This window comes from Streptomyces sp. NBC_01465 (genome assembly GCF_036227325.1).
Lineage (GTDB): Bacteria > Actinomycetota > Actinomycetes > Streptomycetales > Streptomycetaceae > Streptomyces.
On record NZ_CP109467.1, the window covers coordinates 733,362 to 751,411 of the forward strand.

The following is an 18,050-nucleotide window of genomic DNA, read 5'->3' on the forward strand; positions in this document are numbered from 1 at the left end:
TTCCGCCCGTCCCACCCCCGAGAGAAACCGAGGAAACCGATGGAGCCCATGGACACCGAAGCTTTCCCCCGTCAGTTCGCCCGCACCCGCCGCTTCACGCTCGGCGCCCCGCGCGACTTCACCGTCTCCCCCGACGGTGAGCGCGTGCTGTTCCTCCGCTCCGGTCAGCTGTGGCTGTACGAGGTCGGGGCCGGGGCCGAGCGGATGCTGGCGCAGTCGGCGTCGTCGTACGCGACCGACCGCCGGGCCCATCTGGTCGCGTACGCCACCGCCGGCGCGCTCTGGACCGTGACGACGGACGGCTCGGCCCCGCGCCGCATCGCAGCCGCCGGACCCGTCAGCGACCCCCGGCCCTCGCCCGACGGGACGCTGATCGCGTACGTCACCGGGGGCGCGCTCCGGGTCGTACGCACCGACGGGACGCACGACCGCCCGCTCGCGGAGCCCGAGGGCGACGAGGTGACCTACGGACTCGCCGACTTCACCGCGACCACCTCCATCGGCAGAACCCGCGGCTTCTGGTGGTCGCCGGAGAGCGACGCGCTGCTGGTCGCCCGCGTCGACCCCACGAAGGTCCACCGCAGGTACATCGCCGACCCCGCCCACCCCGACCGGGCGCCGCGCGCGGTCCGCTACCCGGCGGCGGGCACCCCCAACGCCGAGACGTCACTGCACCTGCTGACGGTGGAGGGCGGGCACACCCCGGTCGACCTCGCCTTCGAGTACCTCCTGAATGCCGGCTGGGGACCCGCGGGCCCCGTCGTGACCCTCCAGTCCCGCGACCAGCGCACCGTGCGGGTCCTCGCCCTCGAACCGTCCACCGGGAGCGCCGAGTTGCTCGCGCAGGTGACGGACGAGACCTGGGTGCAGTTCCCGCCGGGCACCCCGGCCTTCACCGCAGCCGGTACGCCGGTGATGTCCGCCGTGCGCGGCGACACCCGGGCGATCCTGATCGGCGACGTGCCCAGCCCGGACGGACTGCAGGTGCGCGAAGTGCTCGCCACCGAGGGCGAGCGGGTCCTGTTCACGGCGAGCGACGAGCCGACGCAGACCCACGTCTGGTCGTACGAACCCGCCGACGGCTTCACTCGCCTCACCGACGAGCCCGGGGTGCACACGGCCGCCGCCGGAGGCGACACGCTCGTCCTGGACAGCCGCACCCCGGACGGCCAGAGCGTGACCGTGCTGCGCCACGCCAAGCCGGCCGGCGAGATCGCGGTGCTGACCGAGGAGCCGCTTGTCACGCCCCGCCCGGTCCATCTCGTCCTCGGGGAGCGACAGTTGCGCAGCCGCCTGCATCTTCCGTCCTGGTACGAGGAGGGCTCACCCGCGCTGCCCGTCCTCCTCAGTCCGTACGCCGGTCCGGGCATGCAGGTCGTGACGCAGGCACGCGGCTGGTACACGGCGGTCTGCCAGTGGTTCGCCGAACAGGGCTTCGCCGTGCTCGCCACGGACGGCCGCGGCACCCCGGGCCGGGGCGTCGCCTGGCAGCGGGCGATCGTGGGCGACCGGCTCGGCCCCGTACTGGAGGACCAGATCGACGCCCTCCACGCGGCGGCCGAACGCTACGACGCCCTGGACCTGAACCAAGTCGCCGTCCGGGGCTGGTCGTTCAGCGGCTATCTGGCAGCAGGGGCGGTGCTCCACCGCCCCGATGTCTTCCATGCGGCGGTCGCGGGGGCCGCGCCCACCGACCGCCGGCTGTACGACACGTACTGGGAGGAGCGTTTCCTCGGCCACCCGGACGAGAACCCCGAGGCGTACGAGCGCTCCTCACTGCTCCCCCATGCGCACAAACTGTCCCGCCCGCTGATGCTGGTCCACGGACTCGCCGACGACAACGTCCACCTGGTCAACACCCTGCGGCTGTCCGCCGCCCTGCTCGCGGCCGGCCGGCCGCACACCGTACTGCCGCTGTCCGGTACGGGGCACCTGGTCGCACAGGAGGGTGTGGCCGACAACCTCCTCCTCCTGGAACTCGCCTTTCTCAGAAAGTCCTTGAATCTCTGAACACCTCACGGCCGCCGTCCGTACAGGTCTGCATGACTTCATCCCAGGAGCCCCTGTACACCTTCGACCGCAGGACCGTCGTCTCCGCGGTGGGAGCGGCCGGCCTCGCCGTCGCCCTCACCGCGTGCGGCAGTTCGGACAAGACCGGGGGCAGCGACGCCGTGAAACCGGCGCCCGCCGGCAAGAACGGCGACGCCCTCGCGAAGACCGCCGACATCCCCGAGGGCGGCGGCAAGGTCTTCGCGGACCAGGGCGTGGTGGTCACCCAGCCGGTGGCGGGCCAGTTCAAGGCCTTCTCCTCGAAGTGCACCCACCAGGGCTGTGCCGTCTCGAAGATCAGCGACGGCACCATCACCTGCCCCTGTCACGGCAGCCAGTTCAGCGCGACGGACGGCAGCGTCAAGCACGGCCCCGCCACAGCGCCGCTGGCCGCGGCGACGATCAAGGTGGAGGGCGACTCGATCACGCTCGGCTGACGCGCCGGGGCCGCTTCCAGCTCGTCAGTACGTCCTCGGTGGTCGCGACCGTGGCCACCAGCGCGAGCGTGTTGCGGATCATCGCGGGGGTGTAGTCGGCGGGCACCCCCGCGATGGCGTCCGACACCACGAGCGCGGTGTAGCCGAGGTTGACCGCGTCGAAGACCGCGTTGGGTATCGCCACGTTGGAGGAGACTCCCACCACGACCAGCGTGCGGCAGCCCAGATTCCGCAGCAGGGGATCGACGTCGGTGCCCGCGATGGGCGAGAGCCCGTGAAGCCGACGTACGACCAGGTCCTCCTCGGCGACCACGATCGGCTCCGCTATCCGAACCGCCCTCGACCCCGAGTGCTGCTGTACGGGCAGCCGCTCGGCGGCGCGGAACAGCCGTGCGTTGTGGTTGGCGCCGCGCCCGTCGGGCCGCCGTTCCGCGACCGCGTGCAGCACCTGCACCCCCGCTTCGTGCGCGCCGTCGACCAGCCGCGCGACGTTCTGCAGGGCCCCCGACGACCGTGCCTCCTTGGCGAGTTCGGGCAGGGCGCTGTCGAGACCGACGACACCCTGCTGGCATTCGACGGTGAGCAGGACCGTGCTGGCAGGGGTGAGCTGCTCCGCGAGCTGTTCGGGCGTCGGCATGGGTGTCCCCCGTGTCTGGTCGGGCCGGGCGCGCGAGATTAGCCCCCATTGCGCGATGACGGAAGAGACCCCATGATTTCTGACAGTCAGTCAGATCGCAGGAGGGGCACCCATGACCACCACCGCACAGCGGCGAGGCCGCCGGATCATGATGACGGACGAGGAGCGGGACACGTTCCTCGCCGAGCAGCGCACCTGCCGGGTGGCGACCGTCTCCGCCGACGGCCGCCCGCACGTCGGCGCGCTCTGGTACGTCTGGGACGGGGAATCCCTCTGGTTGTACTCGATCACCCGCAGCCGGCGCTGGGCGCAGCTGACGTCCGATCCCCGCCTCGCGGTGGTCGTCGACGACGGGGAGGAGTACGGGGAGCTGCGCGGGGTGGAGCTCTCGGGCAGCGCGGTCTTCGTCGGCGAGGCCCCGCGTACGGGCGAACCCTGCCCCGAACTCGACGTCCCCGAGCGGCTGTTCGCGGCCAAGAACTTCGGCCTGGACGCCATGGTGCACGACGGCCGCCACGCCTGGCTGCGCCTCACGCCGGAGGCGATCGTCTCCTGGGACTTCCGCAAGATCGGCTAGGCGGACTGCACTTGGGTCCCGGCCGTGTGCAGGGCGTCCACCACGGCCCGGATCGAGGGCCTGCGGTCGGCGTCCGCGCGCCAGATGGCGTACACATGGCGGCACATCGCGGACCGTACGGGCACGGCGACCACCCCGTCCGGCAGCGGCCCGCGCCCGAGCCGGGGCGCGATCGCGACCCCGAGGCCGGCGGCGATCAGCGCCATCTGGGTCGCGTGCTCGCCCGCGACATGAGCGACCTTGGGCTCGATGCCCTTGCCGCCGAGGGTGAACATCAGCCACTCCCAGCAGAACTCGCCCTCGGGCCAGGTGATCCACTCGTCGTCGGCGAAGTCCTCGAGGTCCACCTCGGCGCGGCCCGCCAGGGGGTGTCCTGCGGGCATCGCGACGTCCGCGAGGTCGTCGAGGAGCGCGCGCTTGGCCATGCCTTCGGGCATCGGCGTCGGCTTGTTGTACCAGTCGATGACGACCGCGACGTCGAGGTCGCCGCGCACCACCGCGCGTACGGAATCGTCCCCCTCCATCTCCTGTGAGGAGACGCGGAGTTGAGGGTGCTCGGCGCGGAGCGCGGCAAGGGCCGCCGGGAAGAGACCGCGCGCGCCGGTCGGGAAGGCGGCGAGCCGCAGGTCGCCCACCACCCGGCCGCGCTGCGCCTCCAGGTCCGCCTGGGCGATCTCCACCTGGGACAGGATCCGTGCGGCGTGGTCGGCGAGCAGCCGCCCCGCGTCGGTGAGCCGTACGCCGCGTCCGTTCTTCGCCAGGAGCGGCTGCCCGGCCTCGCGCTCCAGCTTGGTCAGCTGCTGCGAGACGGCGGAGGTGGTCACATGCAGCCCTTCGGCCGCCCCGCTCACCGAGCCGTGACGGGCCACCGCATCGAGGGTGCGCAGGCGCTCCAGATTCAACATGTAAGCGATACTAAGCTAACCACTGAACTTTTTCTCGATTGTGCTACGACGTTGTCCCCCGGCAAGCTGTTCCCCATGAGCACCGCGACCCCGCACCGGACCGTGTCAGCCCCGGCCACCACCCCGATCACCGCCACCACCGCCCGCCCCACCGTCGACTGGCGCATCCGCTTCGCCGTGCTCTCGCTCATCTGGGGTTTCAGCTTCCTTCTCATCAAGGTCGGCACCGACGGCTACGCCCCCTTCCAGGTCACCTTCGGGCGGCTCTTCTTCGGTACGGCGGTCCTCGCGGTCGCGATGCTGGTGAAGCGCGACCGGCTGCCGCGCGGCGCCCGCACCTGGATGCACCTCGCGGTCGCTGCCCTCCTCCTCAACGCGGCGCCGTTCTCGCTCTTCGCGTACTCGGAGCAAACGATCCCCTCGACGCTCGCGGGTATCTGCAACGCCACCTCGCCGCTCTGGGGCATGGCCCTGTCGATGGTCGCGCTCTCCGAGGACCGCCCCACGCGCCGCCGGGTCGCCGGACTCGGCGTCGGCTTCCTGGGTGTGCTGACCGTGCTCGGCGTCTGGCAGGGCTTCTCGGGCCTGGACTACCGGGGCACGGCGATGGCCCTGCTCGCCTCGCTCTGCTACCCGGTCGGCTGGATCTACCTCCGCCGCACCCTGGCGCACACCGGCAGCTCCAACCTCGCGATCACCGGCTCGCAGCTCTTCGTCGCCACCCTCGAACTGGCCCTGATCACCCCGCTGTTCACCACCCTGCCCACCTCGTTCCCGGTGGTCCCGCTACTCGCGGTGGTGGCGCTCGGCGCTCTCGGCACCGGGGTCGCGCTGCTCCTCCAGTACGGCCTGGTCGCCGAAGTCGGCCCGACCACCGCCCAGATGGTGACGTACTTCATCCCCGTCATCGCCACGGCGGCCGGCGTCGCGGTGCTCGGCGAGAGCCTCAGCTGGAACACCCCGGTCGGCGCCCTGATCGTCCTCGCGGGGGCCGCCCTCACCCAGACCAGGCCCCGGAAGCGGGCGGCACCTCAGTCGTAACGCCGCCCGGGCGCCGGGCCGGACGCGGACGCCACGGCGTCGGCGACCGGCCCGATGTCGTCGTCGGACATCGTGGAGACGGTGAGGCGGACCCCGGGCGCCGCCGCCATCCGGAAGCGCGCCCCCGGCGCGACGGCCCACCCGGCGTGCAGCAGCCGTGCCACCGCACCCGTCTCGTCCGGTACGGGCACCCAGACATTCATGCCGCTGCGGCCGTGGGCGTCGACACCTCGTGCCCGCAACGCCTCCACCAGCGCGTCCCTGCGCCGCGCGTACGCTCGCGAGACCTCGCGCGCATCCACGGCGCCCGAGCTCCACAGGTGGACGACGGCGCGCTGCAGCAGCCTGCTGACCCAGCCGGGACCGAGCCGTTGCCGCCCCAGCACACGGTCGACCGTGGCCGCGTCGCCGGTCAGCACGGCGAGCCGCAGATCCGGGCCGTACGCCTTCGAAGTCGACCGCACGAAGGCCCACTTGTCCGTGACACCGGACAGCGGATGCAGCGGCAGATCGACGATTCCGTGCCCGTGGTCGTCCTCGACGAACAGCACCGAGGGGTACGAGGCCAGCACGGCCCGCAGCTCGCGCGCCCGTACGCCGCCCACGGCCGCGCCCGTCGGATTCTGCGCCCGCGCGGTGACGATCAGCGCCTTGGCCCCTTCGCGCAGCGCCCGTTCGACCTCGCCGGGCAGCGGCCCCTCGTCGTCGAGCGCGACGGGTACGGGCCGCAGGCCGAGCGCCGGTACCAGGTCCAACAGGGCGCCCCAACCCGGGTCCTCGATGGCGACCGCGTCACCGGGGCGCAGATGCGCGGCCAGGACCCGTTCGATGCCGTCGAGCGACCCGGAGACCACCGCGATCCGCCCGTCCGGCACCCCGTCGGCGTCGAACGCGGCGCGGGCCAGGCGGGCCAGCTCCGGGTCGACGGCGTCCTGTCCGTACAGGCCAGGGTGTTCGTCGTTGTGGTGCGCGGCCGCGGCGAGGGCCTCGCCGAGCGGGGGCAGCAGGGCCGGGTCCGGGTTGCCGTTGGAGATATTGCGTACGCCGTCGGGGACGTCCGTACGGATGGATTCGCGCGCCGAGATGGCAGGCCGCGGCCGCACCCGGCTGCCCTTGCGCCCAGCCGTCTCGATCACTCCGCGGTCGCGCAGGGTCCGGTAGGCGGCCGCCACGGTATTCGGATTGACGCCCAGCTCGGTCGCCAACTCCCTGAGCGGGGGCAGCAGTTGCCCCGGCTCCAGGCGGCCCGCGCCGACGGCCTGCTCCACGCTCGCGGCAATGTCCATTGCGCGGCGACCTTCGATTCCGTACGCTCCTAGCACAAAGCAGATTATGCACTAGTGCAATGGAGGACGCAATGTCGGAGCCCGCAGTCCCTTACGAGCCGACCGAGCGCACCGTCCCCACCCGCTCCCGGGAACGTGCCTCCTACGAACGCGAACTGGTGCATTCGATACTCGACGAGGGCTACGTCTGCCACCTCGGCTTCGTCCGCGACGGCGCCCCCGTCGTCCTCCCGACGCTCTACGGACGCATCGGCGAGCGCATCTACCTCCACGGCTCCACCGGCTCGCGCCCCCTGCGCATGGCGGGCGAGCAGGACCCCGGCCTGCCCGTCTGCGTCACCGTCACCCATGTCGACGGCCTGGTCCTGGCCCGTTCCGCCTTCCACCACTCCCTCAACTACCGCTCGGTCGTGATCCACGGCACCGCCCACCAGGTCACCGACCCCGAGGAGCGCTCCGCCGCCCTCGACGCGCTCGTCGACGGCGTCGTCCCCGGCCGCTCCGCCGACATCCGCCCGGCCAACGCCAAGGAGCTCGCGGCGACCGCCGTGCTCCGCCTCGACCTCGACGAGGTCTCGGCCAAGCTCCGCACGGGCCCCTCGAACGACGAACCCGAAGACCTCGCGCTCCCCCACTGGGCCGGCGTCGTCCCGCTGACCCGCGGCCACGGCACACCGCTCCCCGCCGACGACCTCGACCCCGCCGTCACCCTCCCCGATTACCTCAAGGCCCTCTGATGCTGATCCACCCCTGGGACGCACCGCACGACGACAGCGAGTGGCAACAGTGGCTCGCCACCCACGACTTCGGCCAGCTCGCGGTCAACGGACTGCCGGGCGAGCCCCCGTCCGTACAGCCCATGCATTTCGCGTACGACACCGAGCGCGGCGAGGTCCTCACCCATCTGGCCCGCCCGAACCCGATCTGGCCCGCCCTGGAGGCGAGCCCCGAGGTCCTGCTGAGCGTGGTGGACGACTACGCGTTCGTCCCCGGCCCCTGGCAGGCGCCCGTGGGCACCCCGTCCGACCACGGGGTGCCCACCAGCTTCTACGCGGCCGTCCAACTGCGCTGCACCGCGCACCTGGTGGACGATCCGGCGGAGAAGGCGGCGCTGCTCAACCTGCAGATGGCCCACTTCCAGCCGGAGGGCGGCTCGGCCGCCGCGGCCCTCGGCGAGGCTCCGTACGGGCGCATGCTCTCCGGCATCCGCGGTCTGCGCCTCGAAGTGACCGGTGTACGGGCCAAGTTCAAGTACGCGAGCCACAAGCCCCTCGACGTCCAGGACCGGATCGCCGAAGGGCTGGCCGGACGCGGCGGCCCCCTGGACGAGGCCGCGCGCGCCCACCAGCTGCGCAGGCGTCAGACCAGCAGCGCCTGACGCCGGGCGGCCGACGCTGCCCGCAGCTCTCCGTACGCGAGGCCCGCGACCGAGGCGAGCAGCAGCAGCGTCCCCGCCACGGTGGCCGCCGTGAGCTGCTCGCCGAGCACGGTGACCGCGATGACCGCCGCGCTGACCGGTTCGAGCAGCATGATCACCGATACGGTCGCGGCCCGGACCACGGCGGCGCCCGCGAAGTAGAGCGCGTACGCGAGGGCGGTCGGCACGGCGGCGACGTACACCAGCAGCCAGACCACCTGGCCGGTGTCGGCCGCGTGCGGCATCAGACCCTCGGCCGCGGCGAGCGGCAGCAGGCAGACCGTGCCGACCGCGAACGACCAGGCGGCCGTGGCGAGGGGGTCACCGCCGCCGCCCGACCTGCCGAGGCGCCGCGTCAGCAGCGTCATGCCCGCGTACCCGGCGGCCGACAGCAGCGCCCAGGCGACTCCGGCGGGCCGGACCGCCCCGCCGCCACTCCCGAGGACCAGTACCGCGAGGCCGCCGAGAGCCCCGGCCACGGCGCCGATTCCGCCGCCGCCGAGCCGCTCCCCCATGGTCAACCACGCCCCGACGGCGATGAGTACGGGCCCCGCGCCGAGCGTGACGACAGTGGCGACCGCGAGCCCGGTGTCCTGCACCGCGGCGAAGTAGGCGACCTGGAAGACGGTGAAAGCGGATCCGGTCGTGGCGATGCGCGCCACCTTGCGACGGCGTGGTTCGACGGTCCTGGCCGCCGCACGGGGGCGGCGCAGCACCCGTACCACCAGCATCAGCGCGAGCCCTCCGGCGCACCGCCAGAAGGTGAGGGCGACCGGCCCGAGATCGCTGGCCCGGTAGAGCAGCGAGGCTGCGGCACCCGCGGTGCCCCAGGCGATTCCGGCAACGATCAGAAAGACGAGGCTGCGCCCGACGGGCAGCCCAACAGCAGTGTTCGACACGTGACTTCTCTCCGCACACAGACAGGGATGAGTGGATCGCTCAGCTCTGTGCGCGGGCAGCGACGGACCGCCCGGGGAACACCCCGGGCATGGTCGACGTCAGAAAAAGGCAGCCGCCCGCGCTAGGCGGCAGGAGGCGGAAGTACGGTCAAAGGCATGCGCGTCACCCTAGGTGGCGGCATCCGTGACCTGCAACACCTTTGCCCCGCCCACGGATTCACCGGCCACGGGCCCCGCAGGCGCCTTAGGCGTGGACGACTGGGCGATGAAGGCGCCGAACAGCACCACACCCCCGCCGACGATCTGCGGCGCGGAGAGATGCTCCCCGAGCAGCACCCAGGCCAGCACGGTCGCGATGACCGCCTCCAGGCAGGCGACGACGCCGGCGACCTGGGGCGAGAGCATCCGCACGGAGACGACACCGGTGACGTACGCGACGACGGTGGCGATCAGCACGATCCACCCCAGCAGCAGCCAGGCGGGCACCGCCGTCCCGTTCATGTCCGCGTGCCCGCCGAGCAGCGAGAAGTCCATGCCCCAGGGCCGGGCGACAACCGTCAGCAGGAGGGCTCCGACGATCAGTCCGTACGCGATGACACCGAGCGGGTCGGCCGCGTCCTCCCCGTCGCTCCCCTGGTCGGACAGGACGAAGTACCCCACCTGGCAGCAGGCCGCGCCCAGCGCGAGCAGCAGGCCCACCAGGTCGAAGCTGAGCCCCGACCAGACCTCGACGACACAGGCGAGTCCGCCGACGGCGAGGATCACTCCGACCGCGGCGGCCCGGGTCACCGGCCTGCGCTGTACGAAACGCACCCAGCCCAGCACGAGCGCGGGAGCGAGGTACTCGACGAGCAGCGCGACCCCGACCGGGATCCGGGAGATCGCCGCGAAGTAGCAGGCCTGCACCCCGGCGACCGCGAGCAGTCCGAACCCGGCGAGCAGAACGGGCCTGCGCCGTACAAGACTCCGGTGCCGCCAGGCGACGGGCAGCATGACGAGCGCGGCGCCCGCCACTCTCAGCCACACCACGTGCAGCGGGTCGAGCCCCGCCTCGATCAGCGGCTTGGCCGCGACCCCTGAACCACCGAATGCGAGCGCCGACAGCAGGGCAAGTCCCAGGCCGACGCTCCTCCCCTGAGCGTGCATCGGCACATCATGACAGCTGGCGTCATGAGCGTCACCTCTAAGACACCTGTCGAGACGGCTCCTCCGCGAGACGGTCCGCGAGAGCCTCCACGTCCACCCCCGCATGGATCAGCACCTCGACCGCACGGCTGCCGCGGTCCTCGGCGAGTGCGGCAAGCAGATCGCGCCCGGACGCCCGTCGGTCGCCGCGCCCGTCGGCCCGCGCGAGCGCACCCTCCATGGCGGTGACCGCACTGGGTGCCCAGCCGGCGACCCCCGCCTCGCGCACGACGGGCAGCGCGCCGGAGTCCTCCACCGACCCCTGCCATCTCAGTCCGTACCCGATGGAGCGCTGCACGAGGTAGCCCAGCACCTTGGCCAGTTGGGGCCCACCGTCGAAGGCGGAGCGCACTTCGGGATCGGTCTCGATCACCGAGTGCAGCAGATGGGCAGTGTCGATCTGCCGGTCGCCGTCCCGCAGCGCACGCCGGCGCGCGCCTGTGACCACCGTCGCCAGCTCCACAGTGAGTCTGGCCTCGATCTCGGCACGGGGCGGGGCGGGCTGGTCTCCGGGCCGGACAGAACTTTGCACATCTCCCACCTCATCAGGCGCCGCCGCCCGATCCATCCCCGCGGGGGCCCATTTCCGCATCCGACAGAAGGTGGGCACGTACGACCGACTTCTCCTCCTTGCGGATGAGACGCCAGAAAAACGCTCCGGGGGCGCGCGCCGCCTTGCCACGCGCCGCCGACGCAACCGATGCCCGCCCCGCACTCGTCTCCCACCCACAACACCACCACCCCGGCCACCACGAGACGGAGGACCCGATGCCCGTGTGGCTGGTCGCCCTTCTCGCGAAGGACGGACGGCAGTACGTGTACCGCGTGTACGCACCGCACGACGCCCTGCACGGCGACCTCTTCTGGGCCGCCTTCCACTGCCATGACGAGATGCGCCGGCCGCGCGCCAGCGACTGGTTCGACTCCGCGGAGATCTGGCAGACCTGACAGTTCATCAGTATTGAATGTTCCGCGCCGGCCAGCTACTTTGCGCGACATCACAACCCGACGAGAAGGGGTGGTCGCATGGCCGAAGTCAGCGCGGAGGCACGTATCGAGGCACCGGCCGAGAAGGTCTGGTCGCAGCTGACCGACTTCGGCTCGTACGGCGAGTGGAGCATGACGCACACCGACTTCCCCAAGGGCGGGCCGGAGACGCTGGAGGCCGGAACCACGTACCAGGAGAACATGAAGCTCATGGGCTTCCCGGCCGAGGTGAACTGGACCATAGACGAGCTGGAGACCGCCCGGGTGCTCGCGATCCGCGGCAAGGGCCCGATGGGTGTCGCCCTCAGCCAGCGCTACACGCTCATCCCCGACGGGGACGCCACCACACTCCGCATCGACAGCGAGTTCACCGGCGCAGCGGTGGCGCTGATGGCGGGCAAGCTCAAGGACTCGGCGACCGCAGCGCTCAACGAGTCGCTCCGTAAACTCAACGGCCTGGTCACCTGAACGACCTGCCGACACCAACGCACTGAGGCGCCCCACGGATCTCCGTGGGGCGCCTCAGTGTTCGGGCTATCAGGGCGTATCAGTCTTCGTCGGCGAGGATCAGATACAGCTTCTTACGGGCATCGGTGATGACCGAGAGCGCCTTCGTGCGCTGGTCCGGGGTGCCGGTCTTCCAGACCTGCCCGAACGCCTCCATCAGACCGAAGCCGGCCTGGCGGATCTCGTTCATCGTCTCCCAGTCGACGCCGCGCCCGGCATCGTCCCAAGGAGCCTCGGGCCCCTCGGCGGCCGCGGTGCGCCCGGCGTCGGTGAGCGTGAACAGCTTCTTGCCGCCCTCGCTCTCACTGGTGATGAGGCCTTCGTCCTCGAGCAGCTGGAGCGTCGGGTAGACCGATCCGGGGCTGGGGCGCCAGGCGCCGCCGCTCCGCTCACCGATCTCCTGAATCATCTCGTAGCCGTGCATCGGACGGTCCTTGAGCAGCGCCAGGATCGAAGCACGCACGTCTCCGCGCCGCGCCCTCCCCCTGGGACCGCCCCGGCCGCCACGCCCTCCAGGTCCGAAAGGCCCGCCGAACGGCGGCCCGAACGGGCCGAAGGCGCCACGACGCCCCTCGAAGTCGCCCCGACCCTGATGGCCGGGACCGCAATTTCCATGTGTATGGGAACGCATCGCAAACACTTCCTTCCATCGTTGATCTGTCGCGATGCGTCAACGATATATCGGAACAGTTCGTTTGGCAACACCCGAAGAGTCCAGATCCCCGAGATTGGCCTTGGCCTGCGGCTTTCCCCCGCCACTACCGTCGGGGGCATGCGGATTCGAATCGTCGACGCCTTCACCGACCGCCCCTTCGCCGGCAACCCGGCCGGGGTCCTGCTCCTCGACTCCTTCCCGGACGACGTCTGGCTCCGACACGTCGCCACGGAGGTGAACCACGCGGAGACCGCCTTCGCCCACCCGCTGCCCGCGGGCGGCGAGGCCGACTGGGCGCTGCGCTGGTTCACCCCGGCCACCGAGGTCGACATGTGCGGCCACGCCACGCTCGCCACCGCCCATGTCCTGCACACCACGGGCGCGGCGACCGGCACCGTCCGCTTCGCCGCGCGCTGCGGGATCCTGACGGCGACGGCCCAGGAGGACGGCACGATCACTCTCGACTTCCCGACGTCCTCGCTCACCCCGGTCGAGGCCCCGGCCGGGGTCGCCGAGGCTCTGGGCGCCGAGGTGGTGTCGGTCCACGACACCTCGGACCACGTCGGAGACCTGCTGGTCGAGCTCGCGGACGAGAAGGCCGTACGCGCCCTCACACCCGACTTCCCCGCCCTGGTCGCCCACTCCCGGCGGGGCATCATCGCCACCGCGGCGGCCGAAGACCCCTCGCGCGGCTACGACTTCGTCTCGCGCGGCTTCTTCCCCCGCGTGGGCATCGACGAGGACCCGGTCACCGGCAGCGCCCACACGGCGCTCGCCCCCTTCTGGTCGGCCCGCCTGGGCCGCGAGACGCTGACCGGCCTGCAGGCCTCGGCCCGCTCCGGTCTCGTACGGACACAACTGCGCGGCGACCGCACCCTGCTGACCGGATCGGCGGCCACGGTGATCGACGGCGAACTCCACGCCTGACCGACCCCGAGAACGCCTCAGGGGGCGTACGGAGAAATCCGTACGCCCCCTGCGCATGCGCCTACGCCGTCGGCAGCCACCCCACCTTGCCGGCCAACAGCGCGTACCCGACGAAGGCCCCGATGTCGAGCAGCGAGTGCGCGACCACCAGCGGGCCCACCCGTCCCCAGCGCCGGTAGAGCAGCACGAACACCACACCCATGGCCATGTTCCCGACGAAGCCGCCGATCCCCTGGTACAGGTGGTACGAGCCGCGGAGCACCGAGCTCGCCGCCAGCGCGGCCATCGGCGACCACCCCAACTGCCCCAGTCTGCGCAGCAGATACCCGACGACGATCACCTCCTCCAGTACGGCGTTCTGCACCGCGGAGAGGATCAGCACCGGGAACTTCCACCACACGTCCGGCAGCGACTCCGGCACCACGGTCAGGTTGAACCCCGCGGCCCGCGCCCCCAGATAGAAGGCGAGCCCGACGCTCCCGATGCCCGCCGCGACCAGCGTCCCGCGCCCCAGATCCGGCCACGGCCTGCTCCGGTCGAAGCCGATCGCCCGCAGCCCGGCGCCCTCCCGCAGCAGGAGATGCGCCACCAGCGCGACGGGCACCAGCGCGGTCGCGATGCCGAAGACCTGCCAGGCGAGATCAAGCCACGGCCGCCCGGGCGCGTACGAGCCGACGAGCGTGGCGGCCTGTTGCTTCAGTCCGCCGGGCTTCGTCAGCGACCCGATAAAGCTGATCAGCGCCGAAACTCCGCTCGCGCCGAGCGAAAGCGCCAGCACCAGCACCGTTTCGGACCGGAAGATCCGTCGCGAGATCCCCTCTGTGGGAAGAGAATCAGCCACGCGTCCCGCCTCCGCCTGCACACCTGCCTCCAGTTGACCGTTCCCGCCTCATCCCCACCACCGTCCCGCTAGGGTCTCGGAGGCAGGTACGAAGATCGCACACGACAGGCCGTGGGAAGGGCACCACCGCATGGGACGTCACAGCTTGCCCGATGAGTTCGAGCCAGGGGGAACCCGGGTCCGACCGCCAGTGCGCCGCAGGACGGTGGCCATCGCCACCATGCTGGTCCTGTGCGTGGCGACAGGCACGGCACTGGCGGCCCAGGGCGGGCTCCTGGGCTTCTCCACCTCGTGCTCCGACTCCGCCGTGAAACTGCGCCTCGTGGCCTCCCCCGACATCGCTCCCGCCGTCCGTACGGTGGCCGACCGCATCCGCAAGGACAAGGTCACCACCGACGGCCAGTGCATGGACATCACTGTCACGGCCCGCGACTCGTACAAGGTCTCCGACGCCCTCAGCACCATGTCCGCCAAGCCGGACTTCGAGATCTGGCTGCCGGACTCCCAGCTGTGGGTGCAGCGCGCCCAGGCGACGGGCAAGAGCGTCCCGATCACTGCGTCCGGCAATGTCGCCGCGTCACCGGTCACACTGGGCATGGTGCCCTCGGCCGCCAAGTCACTGGGCTGGCCGCGGAAGACGTACACCTGGGCGGAACTGGCCGGAGCCTCCATGCAGTCGGACAAGATCCACCTGGGTGCGGCCGACCCGGCCCGCAGCGCCACCGGTCTGCTCGCCCTCAGCAGCATCAGCCGCTCCGCGGGTACGGGCCCGGACAGCGGGACCCAGGTCGCAGCGGCCGCGAAGGTGCTCTCCCAGCGAATATCCGACGGCGACAGCCAGGTCCTGGACACGCTCGCCCGCGACGACTCGGCCGCGGAGAAGGGCAATCCGCGCCGCAATCAGGCCCTGATCGTCTCCGAGCAGTCGGCCTTCGCCCACAACACCGCGTCCGCCGCCGAAAAGCTCGACCTGTTCTACCCCAAGGACGGCGCGCCGCAGCTGGACTACCCGTACACCCTGGTCGACGAGGCCGCCCACACCACGGACCAGAGCCGTGCGGCCCTGCGCTTCATGACGCTGCTGGGCGAGGACTCGGCCCGGCACACCATCGAGAAGTACGGTTTCAGAACCCCCGACCAGCCCGTCAGCAACACCACTGTGAAGTCCGCGGGCGGCCTCCCGCCGCAGCCGTACACCAAGGAACCGCCCGAGCCGCTGACCGACCAGGAGCTCGAAGAGACGCTCGGCATGTGGACGATCACGGTCCAGAGCGCCCGGCTGACCACGGTGGTCGACGCGTCCGGCTCCATGGCCACACTGGTACCGGGCAGCAGCTCCCAGACGCGCATGGACGTCACCAAGGCCTCGCTCCTGCAGGCCCTCGCCCAGTTCACACCGGAGGACGAGATCGGCCTGTGGGACTTCGCCACCCGGCTCGACGGGGACCGCGACTACCGCAAGCGCGTGGAGACGGTCCGCCTCGGCGATCCGGTGAAGGGCGGCGGCACCCAGCGCGACCGCCTCTCCGCCGCGTTCTCGGCTCTTGAGCCGGTGCCGGGCGGTGCGACAGGTCTGTACGACACGACACTCGCCGCCTTCAAGGACGCGCAAGCGACGTATGTGAGCGGCAAGTTCAATGCGGTGGTCGTTCTCACCGACGGTGTCAACGAGGACAAGAACGGCATCTCGCGGTCCGCTCTGATCGCCAAGCTCAAGCAGCTCAACGACATCCACCGCCCCGTCCCGCTGATCATGATCGCGGTCGGTCCCGACACCGACAAGACGGAGGTCGAGCAGGTCGCCGAGGCCACCGGCGGCGCCGGCTACCAGGTCAACGACCCGGCGGACATCCATGCCGTACTCCTCAAGGCGGTGATCGCGGCCGCCAGCGCCAAGGCGTCATGACCGCCCCGGGAACCCCACCGGCCAGGTGTGCACCGGCTCGCCCCGGTGCATCAGCTCGGCGTAGCGCCGGGTGGTGGCGGCCAGCGCGGCCTCCCGCTCCAGGCCGGCCTCCAGTGCACGGTGGTACGTGTCGACCTGCCAGGACGCGCCGTTGACCCGCCGCCTGCACCGCTCCTCGATCACCCCCAGGTAGTGGTCGCGGTCGGCCGGCTCGATGCCCCAGGCATCGAGGCCGGCGGCCGCCAGGGGCAGCAGTTCATCGCGTACGAGCTTCACCGCGGGCACCTTCGTGATGCCGCCGGTCCGCCCCGGGCGCACCCACTCCAGCTCGGCGTCGATCCCGTACCGGCAGGCGGCGTCGAAGTTGCGGTCGGCCGCCTCGAAGGGCATCCGGCGCCACACCGGCCGCGCGTCCTCGGCCAGGGCCCGCACCAGGCCGTAGTAGAAGGCGGCGTTGGCCATGACATCGGTGACGGTGGGGCCGGCGGGCAGCACCCGGTTCTCCACGCGCAGATGCGGGACGCCGTCGGCGATCCCGTACACCGGCCGGTTCCAGCGGTAGACCGTCCCGTTGTGCAGCACGAGCTCCTGCAGCTTCGGTATGCCACCGTCGTCGAGCACCCGCAGCGGCTCCTCCTCGTCGCAGATCGGCAGCAGCGGCGGGAAGTACCTGAGGTTCTCCTCGAAGAGGTCCTTGACCGAGTCGATCCAGCGCTCCCCGAACCAGGTCCGCGGCCGTACGCCCTGGGCCTGCAGCTCGGGCGGGCGGACGTCGGTGGCCTGCTGGAAGAGCGGCGGCCTCGATTCGCGCCACAGCTCGCGGCCGAAGAGGAACGGCGAGTTGGCACCGACCGCCACCTGCACCGGAGCGATGGCCTGTGCGGCGTTCCACACATCGGCGAAGCGGCCCGGGGTGACCTGGAGGTGCAACTGCACGGAGGTGCAGGCCGCTTCCGGGGTGATCGACCCGGAGGTGCAGGTCAGCCGCTCGACGCCCTGTATGTCGAGTACGAAGTCCTCGCCGCGTTCCGCCACCATCTGGTCGTTGAGCAGCATGTAGCGGTCCACGTCGGAGAGGTTCGCGGAGACCAGATCACGCTGGGCCAGCGTCGGCAGAATTCCGATCATGACGATCCCGGCGTCGACCTCGTTCGCTTTGCGGTGGGCGTACGCAAGACCGGTGCGCAGCTCCTCCGCGAGTTGATCGAATACCCGGCCGCCGAGCCGGTGCGGGACAATATTCACTTCCAGATTGAACATTCCGAGTTCGGTCTGGAAATCACGGCTCGCGATGCGCTCCAGAACCTCGGCATTCATCATCCGGGGCATCCCGTCGCCACCGGCCAGATTCAGCTCGATCTCCAGCCCCATCAGATTCTTGGGCCGGTCGAACCGCCTCTCCTCCAGCAGCCTCTCCAGCCCCTCCAGGCACTGCTGCAGCTTTCTCCGGTACCTCTGCCGATCGGACAGCTCGAAGCCGCCTGCCACGACCTTCTCCCCCATCGAAGCGTCCCTCCTCGAGTGGGCGGCCTGCGGCAACAGCCGCTCGCGTCACGGTCGATAATGCCCAGGCTGACTGATCCATAACGCCCCGCGGACGACCCGTCGGCGAGTAGCCTTGCCCTGGCACATTCCATCGGCATGACGCATGCCGCAGTTACCGGCCGTACCGGCGTGGTGAAAAACGCCGACGCTTTTCGGCCGACCGCTCGAGCAGCCTCTTCCGAGGCCAGGGTGGTGCACCGTTGCCAAATAGGGTAAATGCCCACCGAATTCGGGCCGAATACCGACTTG

19 protein-coding genes are annotated in these 18,050 nt (G+C 71.1%); 10 read left to right on the forward strand and 9 right to left on the reverse strand.

What is annotated here, in order from left to right; all coding sequences use genetic code 11:
- Positions 1–48 precede the first annotated feature (48 nt).
- Positions 49–2,010, forward strand: coding sequence for a prolyl oligopeptidase family serine peptidase (locus OG707_RS03195; RefSeq protein WP_329114094.1), 1,962 nt, complete (start codon positions 49–51; stop codon positions 2,008–2,010).
- 32 nt (positions 2,011–2,042) lie between these two features.
- A complete protein-coding gene (locus OG707_RS03200) occupies positions 2,043–2,486 on the forward strand; it encodes a Rieske (2Fe-2S) protein (protein WP_329114096.1) in 444 nt (147 codons plus the stop codon).
- Here OG707_RS03200 and OG707_RS03205 read toward each other — a convergent pair.
- Positions 2,473–3,123: a cysteine hydrolase gene (locus OG707_RS03205; protein WP_329114097.1), complete on the reverse strand. Its 651-nt coding sequence runs from the start codon at positions 3,121–3,123 to the stop codon at positions 2,473–2,475. The genes OG707_RS03200 and OG707_RS03205 overlap by 14 nt on opposite strands.
- A 112-nt stretch (positions 3,124–3,235) precedes the next feature.
- Here OG707_RS03205 and OG707_RS03210 point away from each other — a divergent pair, with 112 nt between their 5' ends.
- Positions 3,236–3,700 carry a pyridoxamine 5'-phosphate oxidase family protein gene (locus OG707_RS03210; RefSeq protein ID WP_329114099.1) on the forward strand — a complete coding sequence of 155 codons (465 nt, stop codon included), beginning with the start codon at positions 3,236–3,238 and terminating at the stop codon, positions 3,698–3,700.
- Here OG707_RS03210 and OG707_RS03215 read toward each other — a convergent pair.
- The gene (locus OG707_RS03215) at positions 3,697–4,605 is read right to left on the reverse strand and encodes a LysR family transcriptional regulator (protein ID WP_329114101.1); all 909 of its coding nucleotides are present in this window, start codon (positions 4,603–4,605) and stop codon (positions 3,697–3,699) included. The genes OG707_RS03210 and OG707_RS03215 overlap by 4 nt on opposite strands.
- Positions 4,606–4,680: 75 nt before the next feature.
- On the opposite strand from OG707_RS03215, the gene OG707_RS03220 reads away from it, so the two are divergent.
- Positions 4,681–5,646: a DMT family transporter gene (locus OG707_RS03220; protein ID WP_329114103.1), complete on the forward strand. Its 966-nt coding sequence runs from the start codon at positions 4,681–4,683 to the stop codon at positions 5,644–5,646.
- Here OG707_RS03220 and OG707_RS03225 read toward each other — a convergent pair.
- Entirely contained in the window at positions 5,637–6,968 is a 1,332-nt protein-coding gene (locus OG707_RS03225) for an aminotransferase class I/II-fold pyridoxal phosphate-dependent enzyme (protein ID WP_329114105.1), read from the reverse strand. The two genes, OG707_RS03220 and OG707_RS03225, sit on opposite strands and share 10 nt — an antisense overlap.
- A 35-nt stretch (positions 6,969–7,003) precedes the next feature.
- Between OG707_RS03225 and OG707_RS03230 the strand changes: the two genes are divergently transcribed.
- Together OG707_RS03230 and OG707_RS03235 are read left to right on the forward strand one after the other, a co-directional pair.
- The gene (locus OG707_RS03230) at positions 7,004–7,669 is read left to right on the forward strand and encodes a pyridoxamine 5'-phosphate oxidase family protein (RefSeq protein ID WP_329114107.1); all 666 of its coding nucleotides are present in this window, start codon (positions 7,004–7,006) and stop codon (positions 7,667–7,669) included.
- The gene (locus OG707_RS03235) at positions 7,669–8,310 is read left to right on the forward strand and encodes an FMN-binding negative transcriptional regulator (protein WP_329114109.1); all 642 of its coding nucleotides are present in this window, start codon (positions 7,669–7,671) and stop codon (positions 8,308–8,310) included. The genes OG707_RS03230 and OG707_RS03235 overlap by 1 nt, the downstream gene beginning before the upstream one ends.
- Here OG707_RS03235 and OG707_RS03240 read toward each other — a convergent pair.
- The 3 genes from OG707_RS03240 to OG707_RS03250 all read right to left on the reverse strand — a co-directional run bounded on the left by OG707_RS03240 (position 8,292) and on the right by OG707_RS03250 (position 11,001).
- Positions 8,292–9,248, reverse strand: coding sequence for a DMT family transporter (locus OG707_RS03240; protein ID WP_329114111.1), 957 nt, complete (start codon positions 9,246–9,248; stop codon positions 8,292–8,294). The two genes, OG707_RS03235 and OG707_RS03240, sit on opposite strands and share 19 nt — an antisense overlap.
- Before the next feature lie 168 nt (positions 9,249–9,416).
- A complete protein-coding gene (locus tag OG707_RS03245) occupies positions 9,417–10,394 on the reverse strand; it encodes an EamA family transporter (protein WP_329114112.1) in 978 nt (325 codons plus the stop codon).
- Positions 10,395–10,431: 37 nt separating this feature from the next.
- Positions 10,432–11,001 carry a Clp protease N-terminal domain-containing protein gene (locus tag OG707_RS03250; protein WP_443071470.1) on the reverse strand — a complete coding sequence of 190 codons (570 nt, stop codon included), beginning with the start codon at positions 10,999–11,001 and terminating at the stop codon, positions 10,432–10,434.
- A 200-nt stretch (positions 11,002–11,201) separates the two neighbouring features.
- On the opposite strand from OG707_RS03250, the gene OG707_RS03255 reads away from it, so the two are divergent.
- Together OG707_RS03255 and OG707_RS03260 are read left to right on the forward strand one after the other, a co-directional pair.
- Positions 11,202–11,381 (forward strand): hypothetical protein, encoded by a 180-nt coding sequence (locus OG707_RS03255; RefSeq protein WP_329127593.1) that lies wholly within the window; start codon positions 11,202–11,204, stop codon positions 11,379–11,381.
- Positions 11,382–11,459: 78 nt separating this feature from the next.
- Complete coding sequence (locus tag OG707_RS03260; RefSeq protein ID WP_329114116.1) at positions 11,460–11,888, forward strand: type II toxin-antitoxin system Rv0910 family toxin; 429 nt, start codon at positions 11,460–11,462, stop codon at positions 11,886–11,888.
- 79 nt (positions 11,889–11,967) lie between these two features.
- Here the strand turns inward: OG707_RS03260 and OG707_RS03265 are convergent, their stop codons facing one another.
- Complete coding sequence (locus tag OG707_RS03265) at positions 11,968–12,558, reverse strand: PadR family transcriptional regulator (protein ID WP_329114118.1); 591 nt, start codon at positions 12,556–12,558, stop codon at positions 11,968–11,970.
- A 141-nt stretch (positions 12,559–12,699) separates the two neighbouring features.
- On the opposite strand from OG707_RS03265, the gene OG707_RS03270 reads away from it, so the two are divergent.
- Positions 12,700–13,509 carry a PhzF family phenazine biosynthesis protein gene (locus tag OG707_RS03270; RefSeq protein ID WP_329114120.1) on the forward strand — a complete coding sequence of 270 codons (810 nt, stop codon included), beginning with the start codon at positions 12,700–12,702 and terminating at the stop codon, positions 13,507–13,509.
- Positions 13,510–13,570: 61 nt separating this feature from the next.
- Here OG707_RS03270 and OG707_RS03275 read toward each other — a convergent pair whose 3' ends face one another.
- The gene (locus OG707_RS03275; protein WP_329114122.1) at positions 13,571–14,371 is read right to left on the reverse strand and encodes a CPBP family intramembrane glutamic endopeptidase; all 801 of its coding nucleotides are present in this window, start codon (positions 14,369–14,371) and stop codon (positions 13,571–13,573) included.
- Between the two features lie 109 nt (positions 14,372–14,480).
- On the opposite strand from OG707_RS03275, the gene OG707_RS03280 reads away from it, so the two are divergent.
- Positions 14,481–16,256: a substrate-binding and VWA domain-containing protein gene (locus tag OG707_RS03280; RefSeq protein WP_443071258.1), complete on the forward strand. Its 1,776-nt coding sequence runs from the start codon at positions 14,481–14,483 to the stop codon at positions 16,254–16,256.
- Here the strand turns inward: OG707_RS03280 and OG707_RS03285 are convergent.
- The gene (locus tag OG707_RS03285; protein WP_329114126.1) at positions 16,251–17,759 is read right to left on the reverse strand and encodes a glutamate-cysteine ligase family protein; all 1,509 of its coding nucleotides are present in this window, start codon (positions 17,757–17,759) and stop codon (positions 16,251–16,253) included. The two genes, OG707_RS03280 and OG707_RS03285, sit on opposite strands and share 6 nt — an antisense overlap.
- Positions 17,760–18,050 lie beyond the last annotated feature (291 nt).